At 72.1% G+C, this 21,840-nt stretch carries 21 protein-coding genes; 11 read left to right on the top strand and 10 right to left on the bottom strand.

The window, feature by feature from the left end:
- The first annotated feature begins 13 nt into the window (after positions 1–13).
- Together OG242_RS02325 and OG242_RS02320 are read left to right on the top strand one after the other, a co-directional pair.
- Positions 14–976: an electron transfer flavoprotein subunit alpha/FixB family protein gene (locus OG242_RS02325; RefSeq protein ID WP_405896539.1), complete on the top strand. Its 963-nt coding sequence runs from the start codon at positions 14–16 to the stop codon at positions 974–976.
- Positions 977–1,146: 170 nt separating this feature from the next.
- The gene (locus OG242_RS02320) at positions 1,147–2,445 is read left to right on the top strand and encodes a DUF6986 family protein (RefSeq protein WP_405896538.1); all 1,299 of its coding nucleotides are present in this window, start codon (positions 1,147–1,149) and stop codon (positions 2,443–2,445) included.
- A 10-nt stretch (positions 2,446–2,455) separates the two neighbouring features.
- On the opposite strand, the gene OG242_RS02315 is transcribed toward OG242_RS02320, so the two are convergent.
- The gene (locus OG242_RS02315; RefSeq protein WP_405896537.1) at positions 2,456–3,484 is read right to left on the bottom strand and encodes a LacI family DNA-binding transcriptional regulator; all 1,029 of its coding nucleotides are present in this window, start codon (positions 3,482–3,484) and stop codon (positions 2,456–2,458) included.
- Positions 3,485–3,663: 179 nt separating this feature from the next.
- On the opposite strand from OG242_RS02315, the gene OG242_RS02310 reads away from it, so the two are divergent.
- Positions 3,664–4,629, top strand: coding sequence for an ROK family protein (locus OG242_RS02310; RefSeq protein WP_405896536.1), 966 nt, complete (start codon positions 3,664–3,666; stop codon positions 4,627–4,629).
- A 27-nt stretch (positions 4,630–4,656) separates the two neighbouring features.
- Here OG242_RS02310 and OG242_RS02305 read toward each other — a convergent pair whose 3' ends face one another.
- Complete coding sequence (locus OG242_RS02305) at positions 4,657–6,693, bottom strand: NPCBM/NEW2 domain-containing protein (protein ID WP_405896535.1); 2,037 nt, start codon at positions 6,691–6,693, stop codon at positions 4,657–4,659.
- A 263-nt stretch (positions 6,694–6,956) separates the two neighbouring features.
- Between OG242_RS02305 and OG242_RS02300 the strand changes: the two genes are divergently transcribed.
- From OG242_RS02300 to OG242_RS02280, 5 genes are all read left to right on the top strand, one after another.
- A complete protein-coding gene (locus OG242_RS02300; protein WP_405901481.1) occupies positions 6,957–8,246 on the top strand; it encodes an ABC transporter substrate-binding protein in 1,290 nt (429 codons plus the stop codon).
- Positions 8,247–8,262: 16 nt separating this feature from the next.
- Positions 8,263–9,177: a carbohydrate ABC transporter permease gene (locus tag OG242_RS02295; protein ID WP_405896534.1), complete on the top strand. Its 915-nt coding sequence runs from the start codon at positions 8,263–8,265 to the stop codon at positions 9,175–9,177.
- The gene (locus OG242_RS02290) at positions 9,174–10,091 is read left to right on the top strand and encodes a carbohydrate ABC transporter permease (protein ID WP_405896533.1); all 918 of its coding nucleotides are present in this window, start codon (positions 9,174–9,176) and stop codon (positions 10,089–10,091) included. Before OG242_RS02295 ends, OG242_RS02290 begins: the two co-directional genes overlap by 4 nt.
- Before the next feature lie 89 nt (positions 10,092–10,180).
- A complete protein-coding gene (locus OG242_RS02285) occupies positions 10,181–10,447 on the top strand; it encodes a hypothetical protein (protein ID WP_136202328.1) in 267 nt (88 codons plus the stop codon).
- Between the two features lie 112 nt (positions 10,448–10,559).
- On the top strand, positions 10,560–11,597 hold the full coding sequence (locus OG242_RS02280) for an NUDIX domain-containing protein (RefSeq protein ID WP_405896532.1): 1,038 nt from the start codon (positions 10,560–10,562) through the stop codon (positions 11,595–11,597).
- Here OG242_RS02280 and OG242_RS02275 read toward each other — a convergent pair.
- Positions 11,556–12,266, bottom strand: coding sequence for an MBL fold metallo-hydrolase (locus OG242_RS02275; protein WP_405896531.1), 711 nt, complete (start codon positions 12,264–12,266; stop codon positions 11,556–11,558). The genes OG242_RS02280 and OG242_RS02275 overlap by 42 nt on opposite strands.
- Positions 12,267–12,357: 91 nt before the next feature.
- Positions 12,358–13,722: a dipeptidase gene (locus tag OG242_RS02270; protein WP_405896530.1), complete on the bottom strand. Its 1,365-nt coding sequence runs from the start codon at positions 13,720–13,722 to the stop codon at positions 12,358–12,360.
- 184 nt (positions 13,723–13,906) lie between these two features.
- Here OG242_RS02270 and OG242_RS02265 point away from each other — a divergent pair, with 184 nt between their 5' ends.
- Complete coding sequence (locus tag OG242_RS02265) at positions 13,907–15,121, top strand: geranylgeranyl reductase family protein (protein WP_405896529.1); 1,215 nt, start codon at positions 13,907–13,909, stop codon at positions 15,119–15,121.
- Positions 15,122–15,160: 39 nt separating this feature from the next.
- Here the strand turns inward: OG242_RS02265 and OG242_RS02260 are convergent, their stop codons facing one another.
- Positions 15,161–15,619 (bottom strand): nitroreductase family deazaflavin-dependent oxidoreductase, encoded by a 459-nt coding sequence (locus OG242_RS02260; RefSeq protein ID WP_405896528.1) that lies wholly within the window; start codon positions 15,617–15,619, stop codon positions 15,161–15,163.
- Positions 15,620–15,760: 141 nt separating this feature from the next.
- Between OG242_RS02260 and OG242_RS02255 the strand changes: the two genes are divergently transcribed.
- Positions 15,761–16,474 carry a TetR/AcrR family transcriptional regulator gene (locus OG242_RS02255; RefSeq protein ID WP_405896527.1) on the top strand — a complete coding sequence of 238 codons (714 nt, stop codon included), beginning with the start codon at positions 15,761–15,763 and terminating at the stop codon, positions 16,472–16,474.
- A gap of 75 nt (positions 16,475–16,549) precedes the next feature.
- Here OG242_RS02255 and OG242_RS02250 read toward each other — a convergent pair whose 3' ends face one another.
- The 3 genes from OG242_RS02250 to OG242_RS02240 all read right to left on the bottom strand — a co-directional run bounded on the left by OG242_RS02250 (position 16,550) and on the right by OG242_RS02240 (position 19,000).
- Entirely contained in the window at positions 16,550–17,305 is a 756-nt protein-coding gene (locus tag OG242_RS02250; protein WP_405896526.1) for a maleylpyruvate isomerase family mycothiol-dependent enzyme, read from the bottom strand.
- A 20-nt stretch (positions 17,306–17,325) separates the two neighbouring features.
- A complete protein-coding gene (locus OG242_RS02245) occupies positions 17,326–17,697 on the bottom strand; it encodes an SCO4225 family membrane protein (RefSeq protein WP_405896525.1) in 372 nt (123 codons plus the stop codon).
- Between the two features lie 79 nt (positions 17,698–17,776).
- Entirely contained in the window at positions 17,777–19,000 is a 1,224-nt protein-coding gene (locus tag OG242_RS02240) for an MFS transporter (RefSeq protein ID WP_405896524.1), read from the bottom strand.
- Positions 19,001–19,144: 144 nt separating this feature from the next.
- Here OG242_RS02240 and OG242_RS02235 point away from each other — a divergent pair, with 144 nt between their 5' ends.
- Complete coding sequence (locus tag OG242_RS02235; RefSeq protein ID WP_147973729.1) at positions 19,145–20,359, top strand: ROK family protein; 1,215 nt, start codon at positions 19,145–19,147, stop codon at positions 20,357–20,359.
- A gap of 6 nt (positions 20,360–20,365) precedes the next feature.
- On the opposite strand, the gene OG242_RS02230 is transcribed toward OG242_RS02235, so the two are convergent.
- Both OG242_RS02230 and OG242_RS02225 read right to left on the bottom strand, forming a co-directional pair.
- Positions 20,366–21,265: a phosphotriesterase gene (locus OG242_RS02230; RefSeq protein ID WP_405896523.1), complete on the bottom strand. Its 900-nt coding sequence runs from the start codon at positions 21,263–21,265 to the stop codon at positions 20,366–20,368.
- Positions 21,259–21,840 (bottom strand): DUF4865 family protein, encoded by a 582-nt coding sequence (locus OG242_RS02225; protein WP_405896522.1) that lies wholly within the window; start codon positions 21,838–21,840, stop codon positions 21,259–21,261. The genes OG242_RS02230 and OG242_RS02225 overlap by 7 nt, the downstream gene beginning before the upstream one ends.

The following is a 21,840-nucleotide window of genomic DNA, read 5'->3' as shown; positions in this document are numbered from 1 at the left end:
AGATTGAAGTCCCATGGCTGAAGTTCTCGTCTATGTCGACCACGTGGACGGTGCCGTCCGCAAGCCCACCCTGGAGCTGCTGACGCTTGCCCGCCGCATCGGCGAGCCCATCGCCGTCGCCCTGGGCAACGGCGCCGCGGACACCGTAGGCGCGCTTGCCGAGCACGGCGCGGTCAAGGTGCTGACCGCCGATGCCCCCGAGTTCGCCGACTACCTCGTGGTGCCGAAGGTGGACGCCCTCCAGGCCGCCTTCGACGCTGTGTCCCCGGCCGCCGTGCTGCTGTCCTCCTCCGCGGAGGCCAAGGAGATCGCGGCCCGCCTCGCGGTCCGGATCGGCTCCGGCATCATCACCGACGCCGTCGACCTGGAAGCCGGCGACCAGGGCCCGGTCGCCACGCAGTCCGCGTTCGCCGCCTCGTACACCACCAAGTCCCGTGTTTCCAAGGGTGTCCCGGTCATCACGGTCAAGCCGAACTCCGCCCCGGTCGAGGCGGCCGCGGCCGCCGGTGCCGTCGAGACCCTCGCGGTCTCCTTCTCGGCGCAGGCCACCGGCACCAAGGTGCTCTCCCGCACCCCGCGTGAGTCGACGGGGCGTCCGGAGCTGACGGAGGCGGCGATCGTGGTCTCCGGTGGCCGTGGTGTCAACGGTGCGGAGAACTTCGCGGTCATCGAGGCGCTCGCGGACTCGCTGGGTGCCGCGGTGGGCGCCTCCCGTGCGGCGGTGGACGCGGGCTGGTACCCGCACACCAACCAGGTCGGCCAGACCGGCAAGTCCGTCTCGCCGCAGCTGTACATCGCCTCGGGTATCTCGGGTGCGATCCAGCACCGGGCCGGGATGCAGACCTCGAAGACGATCGTCGCGGTCAACAAGGACTCCGAGGCCCCGATCTTCGACCTCGTCGACTACGGCGTCGTCGGCGACCTCTTCGACGTCGTCCCCCAGCTCACCGAGGAGATCAACACCCGCAAGGGCTGATCCTCGGACAGCAGGCACGCGCAACGGCCCGGGGCCGCACGGTGAACGCACCGTGCGGCCCCGTGGCGTTTCCGGGCACCGTTGACTCGGATGCGGCGGCCTTATAACTTCACTATACGGATTGTTGTTTCCGGGAAGCGGAAACAGTCAGAGTCTGGAGGGTGCGGACGATGGGTCAGCAGGAGAAGGTGGCGACGAGCCTCGCCGGAGCGGTCAGCGACGGGATCAGCGCGTCCCTCGCGGCGGTGGACGCCGAACTCGCCCGCCGGTACCCGGGCGACCCCGGCACCCGCCAGCCCGTGCACACGGTCTACGTACCGGGCGACACCTTCAAGGCCGGCACCCTGCGCACCTGGGGCGACGAGGCGCTGAAGGCGCTCGACGAGCACGCCCCCGACGCATCGGCCCTCGCCGGGGTCCTCGGGATCCCGGACGAGCTGGCCGGCCCCGTGTACGACCGGGTGCGCGCCAAGCTGGAGCGCGAGCCGGTCGAGGACCTCAGGATCGACTTCGAGGACGGCTACGGGCCCCGCCCCGACGCCGAGGAGGACGAGGCGGCGGCCCGCGCGGCCCGGCTCGTCTCGGAGGCGTACGCCAACGGCACGGCGGCGCCGTACATGGGCATCCGGATGAAGTGCATGGAGGCCGCCGTCCGGGACCGGGGCATCCGGACCACGGACGTCTTTCTCACCGGCCTGATGCGGGCGGGCGGGCTTCCCGAAGGGCTCGTCCTCACCCTGCCGAAGGTGACGTACCCCGAACAGGTCACCGCCTTCGTCCAGCTCCTCGACGCCTTCGAGCAGGCGCACGGGCTGCCGGCCGGGCGGCTCGGCTTCGAGATCCAGATCGAGACCAGCCAGTCCATCCTCGCCGCCGACGGCACCGCCGCCGTGGCCCGCATGATCGACGCGGCCCGGGGCCGGGCGACCGGTCTGCACTACGGAACGTTCGACTACAGCGCCTGCGTCGGTGTCAGCGCCGCGTACCAGGCGAGCGACCACCCGGCCGCCGACCACGCGAAGGCCGTCATGCAGGTCGCCGCCGCCGGCACCGGCGTACGCGTCTCCGACGGCTCCACCAATGTCCTGCCCGTCGGGCCCACCCGGCAGGTCCACGAGGCGTGGCGGCTGCACTACGGCCTCACGCGCCGCGCCCTGGCCCGCGCCTACTACCAGGGCTGGGACATGCACCCGGGTCACCTGCCGACCCGGTACGCGGCCGTCTACACGTTCTACCGCGAGGGCCTGGAGCAGGCAGCCGCCCGGCTCGCCGCGTACGTGTCCAAGGCCGGCGGCGACGTGATGGACGAACCGGCCACCGCCAAGGCGCTCAGCGGCTACCTGCTGCGCGGCATCGACTGCGGCGCACTGGACACCGACGAGGTGGCGAAGCTGACCGGGCTGACCCGCGCCGACCTCGACGCCTTCGCCTCGCCCCGGCGGGGCTCCCTGACGGTCACCGCGCCCTGAGGCGTGTCCTTCAGGCCGGCGGGATCTCGCCCGAGCCGCGGGCGATCAGCCGGGTCGGGAGCTCCACGCGCGCCGGGGTGTGGTTGGCACCGTCGAGGCGCCGGAACAGGTGCTCGGCGGCGGTGCGGCCCACCGCCGCCGCGTCCTGGGAGATGACGGTGATACCGAGCAGGTCCGCCAGCTCGATGTCGTCGAAGCCGACCAGTGCGACCGGCCGCTCCCGTTCGGCCAGTACGCGCACGGCGGTCACCGTCACCCGGTTGTTGCCGGAGAACAGCGCCGTCACGGGCTCCGGGCCACCGAGCATCGCCTCGGCGGCGGCGCGGACCCGGCCGGCGTCCGTGGAGCCGAGCGACACCCAGGAGTCCTCGACGGTTATCCCGGCCTCCGCCATCGCGGTGTGGTAGCCGCGCAGACGCTCGGTCGCCGTGTGGATGCGCGGCTGGTCACCGATGAAGCCGATCCGCCGGTGGCCGTGTGCGATGAGATGGGTGACGCCCTCGTGCGCCCCGCCGAAGCTGTCCGACAGGACCATGTCCGCCTCGATCCGCCCGGCCGGGCGGTCCACGAAGACGGTCGCCACCCCGGCCTTGATCTCCGGCTCCAGATAGCGGTGGTCGTCGGCGGCCGGGATCACGATCAGCCCGTCCACCCGGCGCGCGCACAGGGCGAGGACCAGTTCCTGCTCGCGCTCCGGGTCCTCCGCGCTCGACCCGTTGATGAGCAGGGCGCCGTGCGCACGGGCCACCTCCTCCACCGCGCGGCTCAGCGGCCCGTAGAAGGGGTCCGCGAGGTCCTCCAGGACCAGGCCGATGGAGGCGGTCCTGCCCTTGCGCAGCACGCGCGCGCTGTCGTTCCGGCGGAAGCCCAGCGCCTCGATGGCCTCCTGCACCCGGCGCTCGGTGTCCGGGGTGACCCCCGGCTCGCTGTTGACCACGCGCGAGACCGTCTTCAGTCCCACCCCGGCCCGGGCGGCCACGTCCTTCATGGTCGGCCGGATGCCGTAACGGGGCTCGGGATGACGGGTGGTCTCGGCCACGGTGCGCTGTCCTGTCGTCGGTGCGGGCGTTCCCGGCGGGCCGCGGCTGCCGCCGCGCGGGCTCCCGGAGGGTGTGGCGTCGAGCATAGGCCCTGGACAACGTTGTCAAGGGAATGGAGACTAGGCAGACTGTTCACCTGAGCCGCAGGTCCCGCCCCTCACCACCCGGAGCCACACCGATGCATACCGACCTCGTCGCCGCCCTGGACATCGGGGGAACCAAGATCGCAGGCGCGCTGGTGGACCGGGACGGCACCCTCGTGGCCCGCGCGCAGCGCCCGACGCCCGCGCGGGAGAGCGGCGAGCGCGTCATGGAGGAGGTCGGCGGCGTCCTGGCAGACCTGACCGCGTCGCCGCGCTGGAGCGACGCGACGGCCGTCGGCATCGGCAGCGCCGGGCCGGTGGACGCCGCCGGAGGCACGGTCAGCCCGGTCAACGTGCCCGGCTGGCGCGGCTTCCCGCTGGTCGAGCGGGTCAACGACGCCACGGGCGGCCTCCCGGTCACGCTGGTCGGCGACGGCGTCGCCATCACCGCCGCGGAGCACTGGCTCGGCGCCGCGCGCGGCCACGACAACGCGCTGTGCATGGTCGTCTCGACGGGGGTCGGCGGCGGACTCGTCCTCGGCGGCGCGCTGCACCCCGGGCCCAGCGGGAACGCCGGCCACATCGGGCACATCAGCGTGGACCTCGACGGCGACCTGTGCCCGTGCGGGGCGCGCGGCTGCGTCGAGCGCATCGCGAGCGGCCCCAACATCGCGCGCCGTGCGCTGGACCGGGGCTGGCGGCCCGGCCCCGACGGGGACGCGTCCGCGAGGGGCGTCGCGGCGGCCGCGCGGGCGGGCGACCCGGTCGCCCTGGCCTCCTTCGAGCGCGCCGCGCAGGCCCTGGCCGCGGGGATCGCCGCGACGGCGACCCTGGTCGAGATCGACATCGCGGTGATCGGCGGCGGGGTCGCCGGTGCCGGTGACCTCCTGTTCGCCCCGCTGCGTACGGCGCTCCGCCGGTACGCCACCCTGTCCTTCGTCCAGCAGTTGACCGTGGTCCCCGCCGTCATGGGCAACGACGCGGGCCTGGTGGGCGCGGCGGCGGCCGCCCTCACCGCGCGGACGGGCGCGGGGGAGGGCGTACCGGCGCGGGCGCACTGACGCCCGGCGCCCCCCCGGCCGACGGGCTCAGCAGGTCATCCGGAGGTCCCCCCAGTCCGCGTGGTCCGAGTCGACACCGTCGCCGCCGTCCGTGACCACCAGGCGGACGACCTGCGCCCCGGTCACGTCCGCCGAGAGCGGCTGCGGCGGCATCGCGTTGGTCAGGACCCCCGTGGACGCGGCCTTCGTGCCGTCCGCCCAGATCTCGAAGGCCACGCTGCCCTTGGTCCCCTTCTCGTCGTCCACGCCCACCTGTGCCGTCACGCTGCTGCACGCGCCGCCCGCGTAGAACTCGACGCTGCTCGCCGCGTGGACCCCGAGGCCCTTGGCGTACACCTGGCCCCCGATGGTCAGCGGGTGGCCGTCGCCCGCGGCGCTCTCCCCGTTGCTGGTGTCCTTCTCGACGGGCCCGTAGCCGTTGGACGCGCCGAGCTGCGGCAGGTCGCTCAGATAGCCGCCGCCCGCAGGCGCGGGCACCACCACATGGGCCTGGAACGGGACGGACGACCGCACCCGTTCACCGGTGGGGGAGCGGTACCGGGCGGTGAGCGTCAGGTCGTAGCCGCCCGGGGCCGTCCCCGCGGGCGCCGTCACCTGCCAGCGGGTGGCCAGCGTCCGGCCGGTGGGCAGCGCCGCCGTCCTCGTCGCCGAAGCGGCCTCCACCCGCCAGCCGGCCGGGCCGGTGAGCTCGGCGGACACCGTGAGGGCGGGCGTGCGGCCCAGGTCCGTCACCTCGGTCGTCAGCGACGCCGTGCGGCCCGCCTCGACCAACGGGCTGCCCTCCAGAGAGAGTTCCACGGCCGGGGGGTGCGCGGCCCAGCGCCGGTCGGCGGCGACGCGCAGCAGTACGGTGGCGTGGGCGGGAACGGTCGCCGAGAGGCTGCCCGCCGTGTTGCGGGTGGTGTGGTCCCACAGGTCGCGCACGGTGTACCCGGAGGCATGCGGCAGCCCCACCGCGGCGGCCGTGGTGGAGATCCGCTGGGCGCTGCCGGTCTCGTTGAACAGCGCCACCGCCCGGCTGCCGTCCTGCATCTCCTTGGCGACGACCCAGCGTCCGGCCTCGGAGGAGAGCACCTCGCCCTGCCTGCCCAGCGGGTCCTGGTCGACGGCGATGACCTCCTCGTTGGAGAGGATGCCGAACGTCTCCTGCGAGGCCGTGCGCAGATCGGCCCCGATGAGCAGCGGCGCCGCCATCACCGACCACATCGAGAAGTGGGTGCGGTACTCGGTGTCCGTCATCCCGCCGTTGCCGACCTCCAGCATGTCGGGGTCGTTCCAGTGGCCGGGGCCGGCCGCGGCGGACAGCGGGAGGTTCTGCTTCATGATCGCCAGCATGCTGCCCCAGCTGTCGTTGATGTCGCCCGTGGTGCGCCAGAGATTGCCCAGTTCGGCGGCCCATTCCCAGGGCTTGTTCTCGCCCCATTCGCAAATGCTGTAGACGATGGGCCGGCCGGTCGCGGCGAGCGCGTCCCGCATCGTCGTATAACGCTTCCTGGCGTCCACGCCCTGGTTGTTGCAGTTGTCGTACTTGAGATAGTCGACGCCCCAGTCGGCGAACTGCTGCGCGTCGCTGAACTCGTGGCCGAGCGCGCCGGGAAGTCCCACGCTGTCGCAGGTCCTGGTGCCCGCACTGGTGTAGATCCCGAGTTTGAGTCCCTTGGAGTGGACGTAGTCCGCGACCGCCTTGATGCCGTGCGGAAAGCGCACCGGATCGGCTTCCAGTTCTCCTTCCGCGTCGCGCTGCGGCACCGCCCAGCAGTCGTCCAGATTGACGTACTCGTACCCGGCGTCCTTCAGTCCCTTCTCGACGAGGATGTCGGCGATTCCCTTGACCATCGCCTCGTTGAACTCGGCGCGGCAATGCGTGGAGTTCCAGTTGTTGAACCCCATGGGAGGGGTGAGGGCGAGTCCGTTCGCTGCCCGGACGCCGGCGGCCGGTGCGGGACCGGGCGTCTGTGCGGCGGCGGGAACCACGGCCCCCGCCGCGCACAACAGGGCTGCGGTCAGGGCTCCGAGGACTCTGCGGCGGCTCGCTCGGCTGGGACGGCTTGGAAGGTGACGCATCGTTACGTTCCTCCGTACTCGTGCCGGATCATGTGGCGACATGTGCACGCCAAGGCGGGCGATTACGTTAGAGCGTGTTGAAGTCTGTTGGAAGAGGGCGGGCGTTCGAAGGGCTACATCTCGTCAAAACCCTTGACTGCGCTCCACGTTGAGGGTGAGATCCAAGCGCACGTTCGGTTGTGTTCGGTTGCCTTCCGGAGGGCGGGGTCATGGCACACTCGTACGACAGAACGGATCTGCCCGGCAGTGTCGCGGGGCATCGGATGTCCCGGCGGAGCCTGCTGCGGGGAGCGGCGCTCGGTGCCGGTGCGGTCACGCTCCCCGCCCTGCTCACCGCGTGCGGCGGCGGTCCCGGCGGGGACGGCAAGACCATCACCCTGGGATCGAATGCGTCCGACCCCATTCCCAAGAAGGCGTTCGCCGACGCTTTCAAGGCGTACGCCGGACAGTCGGACGGCCGCAAGGTGAAGGTCAACACCGTCGACCACAACACCTTCCAGGAGAACATCAACCGCTATCTCCAGGGCAAGCCCGACGACGTCTTCATGTGGTTCGCCGGGAACCGCATGCAGTTCTTCGCGAAGAAGGGCCTGCTGCACGACATCAGCGACAACTGGCAGCACTACACGGGATTCTCCGACGCCCTCAAGGATCAGTCCACCGGCGAGGACGGCAAGCAGTACCTCACCCCGTATTACTACTATCCCTGGGCCGTCTTCCACCGGAAGAGCCTGTTCGCCGAGCGCGGCTATCAGGTGCCGAAGACGCTGGACGAGTACGTGGCGCTCGCCAAGCAGATGAAGAAGGACAAGCTCGACCCCATCGCGTTCTGCGACAAGGACGGCTGGCCCGCCATGGGCACCTTCGACTACATCAACATGCGCTGTAACGGATACGAATTCCACAAGAGCCTCATGGCCGGCGAGGAGGCATGGACGGACAAACGCGTCCGGGAGGCCTTCGACACCTGGCGGCGCCTGCTCCCGTACTGCCAGCCCGGCGCCAACGGCCGCACCTGGCAGGAGGCCGCCACCAGCCTGCAGAAGCGCGACGCGGGCATGACCGTCCTCGGCCTCCCGCACCCCGGCGCGCAGTTCCCCAAGGACGAACAGACCGACCTCGACTTCTTCCCGTTCCCCGTGATCAACCCCGAACACGGCCAGGACGCCGTCGAGGCACCCATCGACGGGTTCCTGCTGGCCAAGAAGTCCAAGAACCTCAAGAACAAGAAGTCCCTGGAGAGCGCCAAGGACCTGCTGAAGTGGCTGGCCACCGGCAAGGCCGAGGACATCTACCTCAAGAGCGACCCCAACAACATCGCGGTCAGCGACGAGGCGGACACCTCCGGGTACTCCGCGATCCAGAAGAAGGCCGTCGCACTCGTCTCGGGCGCCAAGCAGATCTCACAGTTCCTCGACCGCGACACCCGCCCCGACTTCTCCTCCACGGTGATGATCCCGGCGATCCAGAAGTTCATCAGCAGTCCGAACGACGTGGACGGCCTGGTCAACGACATCGAACGGCAGAAGAAGACCATCTTCGCCTCGGACTGAACCGGGAGTACGCACCGTGTCGTTCATCTCGGGGCGGCGCACCGGGCGACGGGGTTCGCGGCGCTACACCCGCCGCGACCTCGTCGTGCTCGGCGCCCTGCTCGGCCTGCCCGTCCTGCTCGACCTCGCCATCGTCTGGGGGCCGACCCTGGCCTCCGTCGCCCTCTCGTTCACCAGCTGGGACGGGATCGGCGACATCGAGTGGGTCGGTACGCGCAACTACGTGAACCTCTTCACGAACTACCCGCAGTTCTGGCCGGCCGCCCGGCACAACCTGCTCTGGCTCGCCTTCCTCGGCCTCGTCGCCACCCCGTTCGGGCTGCTGCTCGCCGTACTGATCGACCGGGGTGTGCGGTTCAGCCGCTTCTACCAGTCCACGCTGTACATGCCCGTCGTGCTCTCGCTCGCCGTGGTCGGCTTCATCGCCCAGCTCGTCTTCTCCCGCGACCAGGGCGCGCTCAACGCCGTGCTCGGCGACACGGACTCGCCGACCGACTGGCTCGGCGATCCCGACCTCAACATCTGGATGATCCTGCTGGCCGCCGCCTGGCGCCACACCGGCTATGTGATGATCCTCTACCTCGCCGGACTCAAGGCCGTGGACCCGTCCCTCAAGGAGGCGGCCGCGATCGACGGGGCGAGCGAGGCGCAGACCTTCTTCCGCGTCGTCTTCCCGACCCTGAGGCCGGTCAACGTCATCGTCGGCGTCATCACCGTCATCGAGTCGCTGCGCGCCTTCGACATCGTCTACGCGGTCAACCACGGCCGCAACGGCCTCGAACTGCTCTCCGTGCTCGTCACCGACAACATCATCGGCGAGGCCAGCCGGATCGGCTTCGGCTCCGCCATCGCCGTCGTCCTGCTGACCGTCTCCCTCGGATTCGTGGTGACGTACCTGGTCCAGGAGCTCCGAGGGGAGAAAGACCGATGACCACCACGCAGGCCACCCCCGTACGCCCGGCGCCCGCCGCCCCCGCCACGGCCCGCCGCCGGCTCCGCCCGGGAAGGCTCGGCGTGCACGCCTTCCTGATGGCGGTCTCGCTGGCCTTCCTCGCCCCGCTGCTGCTCGCGGTGTACGCGTCCCTGCGGCCGTACGACGAGACCTCGGAGCACGGCTACTTCTCGCTGCCGCGCCATCTCTCCCTGGACTACTACCGGCAGGCGTTCACCGACTCCGGCATGACGAAGTACTTCGTCAACACCATGATCATCGCGATCCCGGGGGTGCTGGTCACCCTCTTCCTCGCCTCGTTCGTGGCCTTCGCGCTGGCCCGGCTGAAGATGCGCGGCGGGCTGGTCCTGCTGATGCTCTTCACGGCCGGCAACCTGCTCCCGCAGCAGGTGATCGTGACCCCGCTGTACATCGTCTTCAACCGGATCCCGCTGCCCTACTGGATGTCCGACTCGATGACGATGTTCGACTCCTACTGGGCCGTCGTCCTGGTGCAGATCGGATTCCAGCTCGGCTTCTGCGTCTTCGTCCTGGCCAACTTCATGCGCACCCTCCCCAAGGAGATCCTGGAGGCGGCAGTGGTGGACGGGGCCGGTGTGTGGACGCAGTTCTGGCGGATCACCCTGCCGCTGTGCCGCCCCGCGCTCGCCGCGCTGGGCACGCTCCAGTTCACCTGGATGTACAACGACTTCCTCTGGGCGCTGGTCTTCATCTCCGACGGCGACAAACTGCCGATCACCTCCGCGCTGAACAACCTGCGCGGTCAGTTCTTCACCGACTACAACCTGCTTGCCGCCGGCTCGGTGATCGTCGCCCTGCCGACCCTCATCGTGTTCCTGCTGCTGCAACGGCACTTCATCGCCGGTCTCACGCTGGGGGCCGGCAAGGGGTGACGCGGTCCCCTGACCGAGGCCTCCGGCCGGTGACCCGCCGCGGTTCGCGCCCACCCGCCGATGTCAGTGGCGGGTGCGATCCTGCTCGCATGGACGAGATCATGCGACGGCGGGTGTACGGCGCCGACCACGACGACCCCGACCCGGGTCCCCGGCCGGGGCGCGAGTACCGCGAACTGGTGGGCGGACCGCTCGACGGCCTGCTGCTCGACGTGACGGGATGGACGCCGGTGGCCCTCGCGGACGGCTCCGCCCTGGTCACCGAGATCGGCGCCTACGGCCCCGGCGGCCGCGCCGAGTACGGGCCGCGCGCGGACGAGCCGGACAAGTGGGACTGGCGGGGCGATACGCCGTAGCCGGATCGTGGCCGCCCTCACTCCCGTACGCGCAACGCGTCGCCCCGGGCGGGTTTCCGCGGCAGGGTGTTGCGGGCAAGCCACAGGGGGCTGCTACGGAAGAGGGGGAACCGTGATCGTCTGGATCAACGGTGCGTTCGGCGCCGGCAAGACCAGCGCCGCGCGTGAACTGATCGATCTGATCCCGAACAGCACCTTGTACGACCCGGAACTCACCGGGACGGGGCTGCGGAACCTGCTGCCCCAGAAGAAGCTCGCCGAGGTGACCGACTTCCAGGACCTGCCGATCTGGCGGCGCCTCGTGGTGGACACCGCCGCCGCGCTGCTCGCCGAGCTCGGCGGGGTGCTGGTGGTGCCGATGACACTGCTGCGACAGGAGTACCGCGACGAGATATTCGGCGGCCTCGCCGCCCGGCGCATACCGGTGCGCCATGTACTGCTCTCACCTGAGGAAACGATCCTGCGTGAGCGCATCGCCCACCGGGCGGAGTTCCCCGGCGACGGGGACGACGTGGACCCGACGGGCGACTGGGCGTACGACCGCATCGAACCGTACCGCTCGGCCCTCGGCTGGATCACCGGGGACGCCCACACCGTCGACAACAGCGCGCTCACCCCGCGCGAGACGGCCGAGCGCATCGCGGAGGCCGTACGCACCGGGGCCGCCCCGGCCTGCGAGATCGTCCAGACACCCGAGCCGACTGCGGAGACCGTCGCCGCCGGGGTGCTGCTCTTCGACGAGCACGACAGGTTCCTGCTCGTCGACCCCACCTACAAGCCCGGCTGGGAGTTCCCCGGCGGGGTGGTGGAGGCCGGCGAGGCGCCCGCACAGGCCGGCATCCGGGAAGTGGCCGAGGAGATCGGCATCCGGCTCGAACGGGTGCCCAAGCTCCTCGTCATCGACTGGGAGGCGCCCGACCCGCCCGGGTACGGAGGGCTGCGGCTGCTGTTCGACGGCGGTCTGCTGCCCCGGGCGGACGCCGAGCGGCTGCTCCTCCCCGGCTCCGAACTGCGCGGCTGGCGGTTCGTCACCGAGGCGGAGGCGGCCGCCCTGCTGCCGCCCACCCGCTTCGAGCGGCTCTGCTGGGCGCTGCGGGCCCGGGAACGGTCAGCCGTGCTCAACCTGGAGGCCGGCGTCCCCGTCGGCTGAGGCCCGCAGCACCGCGGCGGCGTCCTCGGTGAGGGGGGCGCCGTGACCGAAGCAGACCGTGGCCGGTTCCAGGGCGGCCAGCCGCCGGAACGAGGCCACGGCCTGCTCGCGGTCGACGTTGAAGACGCCCGGCATCACCTGGCCCACCCCGGCCACGCAGTCGCCCGTGAACAGGACGCCGTGCCGGGGCAGATGCACACCGATGGAGCCCGGTGTGTGCCCGGGGGAGTGGACCACCCGGGCCCCGCCCCCGAACGGCAGGGTCACACCGTCGGACAGCTCGGTGTCGGCCCGGGTCGGGGGCGCCGGAGGCACGGTCAGCGCGTGCTCGTACAGCGGGCGTTCCCAGTCCAGGAGCACCGGCTCCCCGACCTCCTCCTCGCCCCGGATCACCGGCGCGTCCAGCCGGTGCGCGAGGATCTCCGCACCATGGCGGCCGGCCAGCTCCTGAGCGGCGCCGTAGTGGTCCCGATGGCCGTGGGTGATGACGATCCGGGCGATGTCGGCGGGGTCGTGGCCGAGGCCGCGCACCGCCTCCTCGATGGCGGACGCCGCGTTCACGTCGCCCGCGTCGATCAGGGTCAGCTCCGTCCCGTCGCGCCAGAGGTACGCCTGGCCGGTCGGGAAGCGGAACATGTGCAGTTGCGGAAGCACTTCGACGAGATCCATGCGGCGAACGTACGGCGAGCCGCCCGGCCACCGCATGGATCTACGTTCTCGGCGAGCTTCGCCCAACGCGTAGCCCGGTCCCCGTGCGGACTCAGACCGCCTTGGACGCCGCGTAGTTGCGCAGGAACAGCGCCTCGGTCACCGACAGCCGTTCCAGCTCCTCGGGCGAGACGCTCTCGTTCACCGCGTGGATCTGGGCCTCCGGCTCGCTCAGCCCGATCAGCAGGATCTCCGCGTCCGGGTACAGCTCGGCCAGCGTGTTGCAGAGCGGGATCGAGCCGCCCATGCCCGAGGACTGCATCTCCTGGCCCGGGTACGCGACCCGCATGGCGTCGGCCATCGCGGCGTACGCCGGGCTCGCGATGTCCGCGCGGAACGGCTGCCCCTGCCCGACCTGCTCGACGGACACCTTCGCGCCCCACGGGGCGTGCGCCAGCAGGTGGGCGGTGAGCAGCTTCGTCGCCTCCTCCGCGTTCTGCCCCGGCGGCACCCGCAGGCTGATCTGGGCCCGGGCGCTCGCCTGCACGGAGGGCGTCGCGCCGACCACGGCCGGGCAGTCGATGCCGATCACGGTGACGGCGGGCCGCGCCCAGATCCGGTCGGCGACCGTGCCGGTGCCGATGAGCCCGACCCCGTCGAGGACCTTGGCGTCCTTGCGGAACTCCTCCTCCGGGTACTGCAGACCGTCCCACGCCGTGTCCGCGGCCAGGCCGTCGACGGTCGTCGAACCGTCCTCGGCGCGCAGCGAGGCGAGCAACTGGATCATCGCGGCGAGCGCGTCGGGCGCGGCACCGCCGAACTGCCCGGAGTGCAGGTTGCCCTCCAGCGTGTCCAGCTGGACCCGCAGCATCGTCATGCCGCGCAGCGTCGAGGTCACGGTCGGCAGCCCCACCCGGAAGTTGCCGGTGTCACCGATCACGATGGTGTCGGCCGCCAGCAGTCCGGGGTGCGCCTCGGCGTACCGCTCCAGACCACCGGTGCCCTGCTCCTCCGAACCCTCCACGATCACCTTGACCGAGACGGGCACCCCGCCGTCCGCCTTGAGGGCGCGCAGCGCGAGCAGATGCATGATGAAGCCGCCCTTGCAGTCGGCCGTGCCCCGGCCGAACCAGCGGCCGTCACGCTCCGTCAGCGCGAACGGCGGGGAGAGCCACGCCGACTCGTCGAGCGGCGGCTGCACGTCGTAGTGCGCGTAGAGCAGTACGGTCGGAGCGCCCTCCGGGCCCGGCAGGAGACCGTAGACGGACTGGGAGCCGTCCGGGGTGTCGAGCAGTTCGACGTCCTGGAAGCCTTCGGTACGCAGCGCGGCGGCGACCCACTCGGCGGCGGCCTCGCACTCGCTCTTCGGGAAGACCGCGGGATCCGCCACCGACTGGAAGGCCACCAGCTCGGTCAGCTCCGCCTTGGCGCGGGGCATCAGCGAGGCGACGGTCTCGGAAATCGGATGGCCGGTCATGGGGCACGCTCCTGGTAGGTGCGACGTTATGTGTACGTTTCCTGGTACTCGCCCGCCTGGAGTGCGGCGTCGCGGGTACGTCGGAGACTCGGCCGATCCTCCCACAGCGGATCTCGGCCACAACGCGCCGTAGGATGCCGTGAGCAGCTTGGGCCACTGGTCGGATCGGGAGCAGAAGCACATCGTGAGCAGCGAGAACGCAGACGCCGGACATGAGCACGAAGAGTCGTCCGTGTGGGACGTCGTCGTAGTCGGCGCCGGACCGGCGGGAGCCTCCGCGGCATACGCGGCGGCTGTCGCCGGCCGCAAGGTACTGCTCCTGGAGAAGGCGGAGCTGCCCCGTTACAAAACGTGCGGCGGCGGCATCATCGGATTTTCGCGCGACGCGCTGCCGCCCGGGTTCGAACTGCCGCTGAAGGACCGGATCCACGCGGTCACCTTCTCGCTCAACGGCAGGCTGGCGCGCACCCGCCGCTCCAAACGGATGCTCTTCGGGCTCATCAACCGCCCCGAGTTCGACGCGGGGCTCGTCGAGCAGGCGCAGAAGGCCGGTGCCGAACTGCGCACCGGGGCGACCGTCTCCCGGGTGGAGCAGCACGGCGCCGCGGTGCCCGACCGGCGCACGGTCGCCGTGGTGCTGTCCGGCGGCGAGACCGTCCTCGCCCGCGCGGTGGTGGGCGCCGACGGCAGTGCCGGGCGGATAGGAGCACATGTCGGGGTCAAGCTCGACCAGGTCGACCTCGGCCTGGAGTCGGAGATCCCGGTCCCGCCCACCGTCGCGGAGGACTGGGCGGGCCGGGTCCTCATCGACTGGGGCCCGATGCCCGGCAGTTACGGCTGGGTCTTCCCCAAGGGCGACACCCTGACGGTCGGCGTGATCTCCGCGCGCGGTGACGGCGCCGGGACCAAGCGGTATCTGGAGGACTTCGTCGCGCGGCTCGGTCTCGCCGGGTTCGAGCCGACGATCTCCTCCGGCCATCTGACGCGCTGCCGCACCGAGGACTCGCCGCTCTCGCGCGGCCGGGTGCTGGTGTGCGGGGACGCCGCGGGCCTGCTGGAGCCGTGGACCCGCGAGGGCATCTCCTTCGCGCTGCGCTCGGGTCGGCTCGCCGGTGAGTGGGCGGTGCGCGTCGCCGAGGCGCACGACGCGGTGGACGCCCGCCGCCAGGCGCTCAACTACGCCTTCGCCGTCAAGGCCGGGCTCGGCGTCGAGATGAGCGTGGGCCGGCGCATGCTGAAGCTCTTCGAGCGGCGCCCGGGTCTGCTGCACGCCGTGCTGACGGGCTTCCGCCCCGCGTGGAACGCCTTCGCGGGCATCACCCGCGGCACGACCTCGCTGGCCGAACTGGTCCGTTCGCACCCGCTGGCCCAGCGGGCACTCTCGGCGATGGACCGTTAGAAGGCGGGATTTCCGGGGGCTGGCGCACCGTCCGGTGTGTCAGCCCTTTTCGCTGATCAGGAAGACGGGGTGGTCGGGGCAGGCCGCCAGGAGCTCGGTGTCCGTGGACTTCGCTGTGATGCCCTGGAAGTACTGGTTGACCTCCCAGCCCCAGCGCTCCAGGTACGCGCGGATGACGGCCGCCTTGTGCGCGTCGTCCGCGATCTCCACGGCCGTGAAGTTCCGCGTCCTGCGGCCGGTCCGCAACTCCCCGCCGCCCGCCGCCCGCATGTTGCGCACCCACTGCGAGTGGCCGCGGGCGGAGACCAGGTAGCGGGCGCCCTCGTAGGTGTGGGGGTTGACCGGGACCCGCTGCATCTTGCCGCTCTTGCGGCCCCGCACCGACAGCTCCTGCGAGCCGAGCAGGCTGATCCCGTGCCGCGCGAGCCAGCCGACGAGGCTGTTGAAGCGGACGTTGAGCGGGCTGCCCTGCAGGTAGTACGGCTGCGTCTGCGACATGGTGTGACCCCCACGGTGGAGAGAGCGTTTCCGAGAGCAGTGCTCTCGCTTGAGATCAGTGTGCACGGAAGCGGTGTTCAAAAGCAAGAGCACTGCTCTCATTATTGGTCGCTGCTCTGCCCGCGTGGCAGACTGAGCCTCATGAGCGCTATCCGGGGAGCCAGGGAACGGGCCCGCATCGAGGTCACCGCCGCCATCAAGGACGAGGCGAGGAAACAGCTCGCCGCCGAGGGCGCGGCGAAGCTGTCGCTGCGCGCCGTCGCGCGCGAGCTGGGCATGGTCTCCTCGGCCCTCTACCGCTACTTCCCCAGCCGCGACGACCTGCTGACTGCCCTGATCGTCGACGCGTACGACGCGGTCGGGGAGGCGGCCGAGCGGGCCCACCGCACCGCCGCCCAAGCCCCCGGCGCCCCCTCCACGGGGCTGGCCCGCTGGGTGGCCGTCGCCTGCGCCGTACGCGACTGGGCTCTGGCCCACCCCCACGAGTACGCGCTCATCTACGGTTCGCCCGTGCCCGGCTACACGGCACCGCAGGACACCGTCGGCCCCGCCGCGCGCGTCGGCATGGTGCTCATCGCCATCGTCGAGGAGGCCCACCGCGACGAGGGCCTGGCGCTCCCGCCGCTCCCCGACGAGCTGCGCCCGGAGGCTGAACGGCTCGCCGCCGACATCGCCCCCGGTCTGGCCCCGGCGGTGGCCGCCCCGCTCGTCGCGGCCTGGTCCCAGCTGTTCGGGCTGGTCTCCTTCGAGGTGTTCGGCCAGTTCAACCGGGTGGTGGAGGCGCGCGAGGTCTTCTTCCGCCATGCCGTCACGGAGCTGGCCCGCACAGTCGGCCTGTTGGGCCGGCGCGGCTGACGACGGCGGACGTACGGCGGGGGCGCGGGGCGGGCCCGGCCCGCACGCCCGCGCCCCCGCCGTACGGTCAGGGCGTCACGACCAGGTGATCGAGGAGTTGTCGCGCCACAGCCGGGCCGGCTCCTCGTCGCCCGTCACCGTGAGGGCGGTGAGCGGGAGCCGGTTCCACAGGGTGAGGTAGAGCGTCTCGGCCGGGCCGCTCAGCTCGCAGTCCACGGCGGACGTCGGATCCGGCGCCTCCTCGCGCACCGCCGACGGCGGCTCGGCGGACAGCCGTACGGTCCACACGGTGCCCGCGTCCGTGGCCCGGACCCGCAGCGTGCGCGGGGTCTCGGTGCGCACGCGGCTCTTGGGGCGGGCGTGCATTCCGCGCAGCAGTTCGTCGATGCCGTCCAGGGCGTGGTCGACGGCGACGGGCGAGAGGGCGCCGCCGCGCGCGGACTCGGCGTCCACCCGGTGGATCGTCGTCTCGTGGACCTGGCGGCGGGCCCAGAAGGCGAGCGGCGAGGAAGCGGGGAGGAACGACCAGCACTGCAGGTCCCGCGGAGCGTTCTCCAGCGCCTCCACCAGAAGCCGGTGTCCCTCCCGGAAGTGGGCCACCAGTTCCGCACCGTCCAGCTCCGGCTCCCCGCTGTCGGGGACGTACGAGGTGTGGCCCTCGCGTACGAAGGCGGCGGCCCAGGCGTGCACCATCGCGGTGTGCCTGAGCAGATCGCGTACTTGCCAGCCGGGACAGGTGGGCACCGGCGCCCCGGTCCCGGCCGTGTCGGCCGCGTCGGCGAGGAGGCGGCCCTCGGCGGCCAGGGTCTCTATGTGTTCCGTGATCTTCATGGCCGGATTGTGCCAGCCGGTCAGGCACCCTGGGGGTGGGCCGCGCGGGTCCGGCGGGCACCGCCGCGTACGAGCCGGACGAACCAGCCCAGCGCCAGCGACTGCACCAGCACGGACACCGTCAGCGCCAGGTACATGAACCAGGCCGGGCCGAAGGACTCCGCGCCCGCGAGCGAGCCGCCGAGCAGGAACAGGAACACGGTCGGCGCCGCCAGCAGGAACAGCCACACACCTGCGAACGAGGCGTCGTCGTGGGTGACCAGCAGGGTGTCCACGGTGACGAACACGGTGACCACGGCGACCGCACCCAGGTAGAGCAGCGACGCGGCGTTCCCGAAGGTGAGCCGTGCGAGCGTGCGGATCGTCTGCTGGTTCATGGCCGGCATGTTCATGGTGTGCTCCCCGTCGATGGCTGTGTCTCCATCGTGCGCGGGGGGAATCGTTCCTGCCTGAGTACCGCTACTCATCCGCTCAGGTGTGCGCCACCTTGCGGGCCCTGTACCCCAGGGCCGCCGCCGCGCCGGCCAGCACCGCCACGGTGGTCAGGGCCACCGGCAGCGAGAACCAGTCGGCCAGGAAGCCGATCGCGGGCGGCCCGAGCAGCATGCCGCCGTACCCGAGCGTCGAGGCCGCGGCGACTCCGCCGGGACCGGCCAGCTCGCCGGCCCGGCCGACCGCCACCGGGAAGATGTTGGCGAGCCCGAGCCCGGTCACCGCGAAGCCGAGCAGCGCCAGCCAGGCCGTCGGGGCGAGCGAACCCAGGAGCATCCCGGCGGCCGCCGTCGCGCCGCCCGCCACCAGCGTGCGGGTCTGGCCGAGCCGTTCGAGGAGGAGGGTGCCGCTGAGCCGGCCGGCCGTCATCGCCAGCGCGAACAGCGAGTATCCGGCGGCGGCCACCCCGGGCCGGGCGTGCAGGTCCTGCTCCAGGTGCAGGGCGCCCCAGTCGGCCAGCGCGCCTTCGCCGTACGCGGTGCAGAGCGCGATCACGCCGAACAGCAGCACCACCTTGCGCGCCCGCCCGGACAGCCGCTGGGCGGGCTTGCCGGCGGACGGAGCGTCCGCCTCCTTGGGCGCCTCGGGGGCGGGGTGCCGCAGAAGTTCCGGCCCGGCGGCGGCGGTGACGACCAGTCCGATTCCGGTCAGGAAGAAGAGGTGAGTGGCGGGTGAAAGGCCGCCCGCGACGAGCCCGCCGAGGCCCGCGCCGATCATCCCGCCGAGGCTGAACGCGGCGTGGAAGCTGGGCATCACGGGGCGGCGCAGCGCGGTGACCAGGTCCACCGCCGCGCTGTTCGCCGCCACGTTCATCCCGCCGTACGCGGCGCCGAAGACCAGAAGCACGAGCCCCAGCGACAGGGCCGAGTGCGTCTGGGCGGGCAGCGCGATGCTGAGGGAGAGGAGGACACCGCAGACGACGGTCACCGCGTGGCTGCCGAACCGGTGGCAGAGCCGGCCGGTGAGCATCATGGTGATCACGGCGCCGGCGGAGACGCCGAGGAGTGCGAGGCCGAGGGTGGAGGCCGAGGCGCCGGTCTGGTGCTTGATGGCCGGGATGCGGACCACCCAGCCGGCGAAGAGGAAACCGTCGAGGGCGAAGAACACGGTCAGCGCGGTACGGAGACGGGCCGGCGGGAGCGGGGCGGTGTTGCCGCCAAGTCCCCCCGGGAGTGCCGTCCGCAGTTTGTTTAGTTGCGGCACAAACTCAGCATAGGGGCGGCCCGACAGCCGGCGCAAGACGGATGCCCCGCCCGGCCCGAAGCGCGGGGCGCGTGGGTGCGCACCCGGGGCAAGTCGGCCACCACGGCGTCAAACGCACCCACGGATCATGGGAGACTCGCCCCCATGAACGGCAAGGCGACCACCACCCGGACGAAGTTGGAGAGGGGCCGCAGCGCGCTCGGACCCGCCCTGGAACTGGTCCATACCGGACGTGCGCCCACGCGTGCCGTCCTCACCTCCGAGCTGGGGGTCACCCGGGCGACGGCGGGCGCGGTCGCCGCCGAACTGGAGGCGCTCGGCCTGATCCGGGTCGACTCCAGCCCCGGTTCGGCCGCGGGCTCGCAGGGCCGGCCCTCGCACCGGCTGGCCGTACGGGAGTCCGGGCCGGTGGCCGTCGCCGCCCAGGTGCACGCGGACGGCTTCCGCGCCGCGCTCGTCGGGCTCGGCGGCCGGCTCGTCGCGACCGCGCCCGGCTGCGTCACCATCACCGCCGACCCGGCCCAGGTCATCGGCGAGGTCGTCGACGACTGCGCCCGGCTGCTGCGGGACAGCGGACTGCGGTGCGTCGGGGCCGGACTCGCGGTGCCGTCGGCGGTCGCCGAGCCGGAGGGCACCGCCCTCAACCCGCTCCACATCGCCTGGCCCGCCGGCGCCCCGGTCCGCGAGATCTTCGCCACCTGCGTACGCGAAGCAGGCATCGAGGGACCGGCGTTCACCGGCAACGACGTCAACCTCGCCGCGCTGGCCGAACACCGGCACGGCGCCGGGCGCGAGGCGCAGCACCTGCTGTGCGTGGCCACCGGACACCGCGGCGTGGGCGGCGCGCTCGTCCTCGACGGCCGCCTGCACACCGGGAGTTCGGGTCTCGCCCTGGAGGTCGGCCACCTCACCGTCAACCCGGAGGGCCGCCCCTGCCACTGCGGGGGCCGGGGCTGCCTGGACGTCGAGACCGACCCGCTCGCGTTCCTCACCGCCGCCGGACGCACCCCGGGCCCCGAGGAGTCCCTGCTCAAGCAGTCGGGTGACCTGCTGCGCAACGAGTACGAGGACCCGGCGGTGCGCACGGCGGCCGAGGAGCTGATCGACCGGCTCGGCCTCGGGCTCGCCGGTCTCGTCAACATCCTCAACCCGGACCGGATCATCCTCGGCGGGCTGCACCGCGCCCTGCTCGACGCCGACCCCGAGCGGCTGCGGGCGGTGGTGGCCGACCGCAGCCTGTGGGGGCGCAGCGGAAGCGTGCCGATCCTGCCCTGCACCCTCGACCACAACAGCCTGGTCGGGGCGGCGGAACTGGCCTGGCAGCCGGTCCTGGACGACCCGCTGGGGGCGCTGGCCTGAGTGGGCTCAGACCCCCGGCGCCTCGAACGCGAACGCCCGGGCCGCGTTGGCGACCAGCACCGTCTCCATGACCTCGGCGCCCAGCACCTCCTCGAGCCGGGGCCGCAGCCGGCGCAGCAGGTACGGCATGCCGGGGGTCTCCGGCACCGTCGTGTCACCGCCCAGCAGCAACTGCCCGGTGAACCCCGCCCCGGCCAGCTCCGCCAGTTCGTCCGGCAGCCGCCAGTCCGTCGCGTGGTTGGCCCGCGAGGGTCCGTCGAATGCCAGGAAGGCCCCCGCCCGCGCCGCCTCCCGCTGCGCCGCCCCGTCCGGGGAGCGGCCGAGGTGGCCCAGGATCACCCGGTGCGGCGGGACGCCCAAGTCGCCGCACAGCAGCTCCAGGACGTCGAGCGCGGCCGTGCCCAGCTCCAGGTGGACGGCGATCGGCGCGCCCGTGTGGTGATGGGCCTCGGCCGCCGCGGTCATGGTGAGGCGGGCGTGTGCGTCGAGCGTGTGGAAGGCGCCGGCCACCTTGATCAGACCGGCCCGCACGCCCGTGGCGCCGATGCCCTCGGTCAGCTCCGCGACGAACATCGCGGCGAGGTCGCCCCTGATCCGGTCCAGCAGTTCCGGCGGGTAGTGCACCGCCTGGTGAAGCCCCGTCGCGGCCACCACGTGCGCGCCCGTCGTACGAGACAGCTCCGCCAGCGCGCCGGCCCCGCGGCCCATGCCGTGCGGCGTCCACTGCACCACCGCCCGGCCGCCCAGCGCGTGGAAGGCGCGCAGCCGCTCGGCCGCCGGTCCGGGGTCGTCCAGCTCCTGGCCCGGCAGCGCGGGGCTGCGCAGGAAGAGGTGGTCGTGCGCGTCGCAGACCCCCAGCTCACCGGGCGGGATGTCACCGAGGACGGTGCGGACCAGCGCTACCACTGCCGCCCCTCCCCGAGCCGGTCCCGCTCGGGGCTGCTGAGGTGGAGCACCTGGTAGCGCTCACCGGGCGCCTTCGGGGCAGGGTCGTCCCAGAGCGTGAAGTGGAGGAGTTCCCAGTGCCGGGGGTCGGCCGCCAGTGCCGTGGCCACCGCGCCGGGGGCCTTCGCGAGCCGCCGGCTCTCCTCCAGCGCGGCCTCCACCGCGTCCGCCGGGGCGGCCGACTGCGGCACGGTCGAGCGGTGGCGGGTGGCCGTGCGGGGGAGTGCGCCCGATGCCGGGCCTTCCTCGTACGAGAGTCCGGTCCAGTGCTGCACCGCGGGCCGGCCGAAGTCCTGGACTACGCCCTGGAATCCGGAGCCCCAGAGGAAGGCGTTCATGCCTTCGGGCCGGGTCCACAGGTAGAACGGCGCGTACTGGTTGACCGGGGAGTCCTCGCCCCGCTCCCGCATCAGGTACGCCTTGATCCCGAGCCCGGGGAAGTCGTCGAGGAGGTGGCCCCTGGTCGCGACGCGGTGGCGGATGACGCCCATGTCGTAGTCGGCGGGGAGGGTGATCTCGTACTGCATGGCGTGCAT

Origin of the sequence: Streptomyces sp. NBC_00727, assembly GCF_045161745.1 — a bacterium.
Taxonomy (GTDB): domain Bacteria; phylum Actinomycetota; class Actinomycetes; order Streptomycetales; family Streptomycetaceae; genus Streptomyces.
The sequence above is the reverse complement of the archived record's forward strand: the minus strand, read 5'-3'. Positions and strand labels throughout refer to the sequence as shown.

Coding starts and splice junctions, on each gene's coding strand:
- OG242_RS02325 (WP_405896539.1), top strand. CDS start 14: ATGGCTGAAGTTCTCGTCTATGTCGACCACGTGGACGGTGCCGTCCGC.
- OG242_RS02320 (WP_405896538.1), top strand. CDS start 1,147: ATGGGTCAGCAGGAGAAGGTGGCGACGAGCCTCGCCGGAGCGGTCAGC.
- OG242_RS02310 (WP_405896536.1), top strand. CDS start 3,664: ATGCATACCGACCTCGTCGCCGCCCTGGACATCGGGGGAACCAAGATC.
- OG242_RS02305 (WP_405896535.1), bottom strand. CDS start 6,693: ATGCGTCACCTTCCAAGCCGTCCCAGCCGAGCGAGCCGCCGCAGAGTC.
- OG242_RS02300 (WP_405901481.1), top strand. CDS start 6,957: ATGTCCCGGCGGAGCCTGCTGCGGGGAGCGGCGCTCGGTGCCGGTGCG.
- OG242_RS02290 (WP_405896533.1), top strand. CDS start 9,174: ATGACCACCACGCAGGCCACCCCCGTACGCCCGGCGCCCGCCGCCCCC.
- OG242_RS02285 (WP_136202328.1), top strand. CDS start 10,181: ATGGACGAGATCATGCGACGGCGGGTGTACGGCGCCGACCACGACGAC.
- OG242_RS02275 (WP_405896531.1), bottom strand. CDS start 12,266: ATGGATCTCGTCGAAGTGCTTCCGCAACTGCACATGTTCCGCTTCCCG.
- OG242_RS02270 (WP_405896530.1), bottom strand. CDS start 13,722: ATGACCGGCCATCCGATTTCCGAGACCGTCGCCTCGCTGATGCCCCGC.
- OG242_RS02260 (WP_405896528.1), bottom strand. CDS start 15,619: ATGTCGCAGACGCAGCCGTACTACCTGCAGGGCAGCCCGCTCAACGTC.
- OG242_RS02255 (WP_405896527.1), top strand. CDS start 15,761: ATGAGCGCTATCCGGGGAGCCAGGGAACGGGCCCGCATCGAGGTCACC.
- OG242_RS02250 (WP_405896526.1), bottom strand. CDS start 17,305: ATGAAGATCACGGAACACATAGAGACCCTGGCCGCCGAGGGCCGCCTC.
- OG242_RS02245 (WP_405896525.1), bottom strand. CDS start 17,697: ATGAACATGCCGGCCATGAACCAGCAGACGATCCGCACGCTCGCACGG.
- OG242_RS02235 (WP_147973729.1), top strand. CDS start 19,145: ATGAACGGCAAGGCGACCACCACCCGGACGAAGTTGGAGAGGGGCCGC.
- OG242_RS02225 (WP_405896522.1), bottom strand. CDS start 21,840: ATGCACGCCATGCAGTACGAGATCACCCTCCCCGCCGACTACGACATG.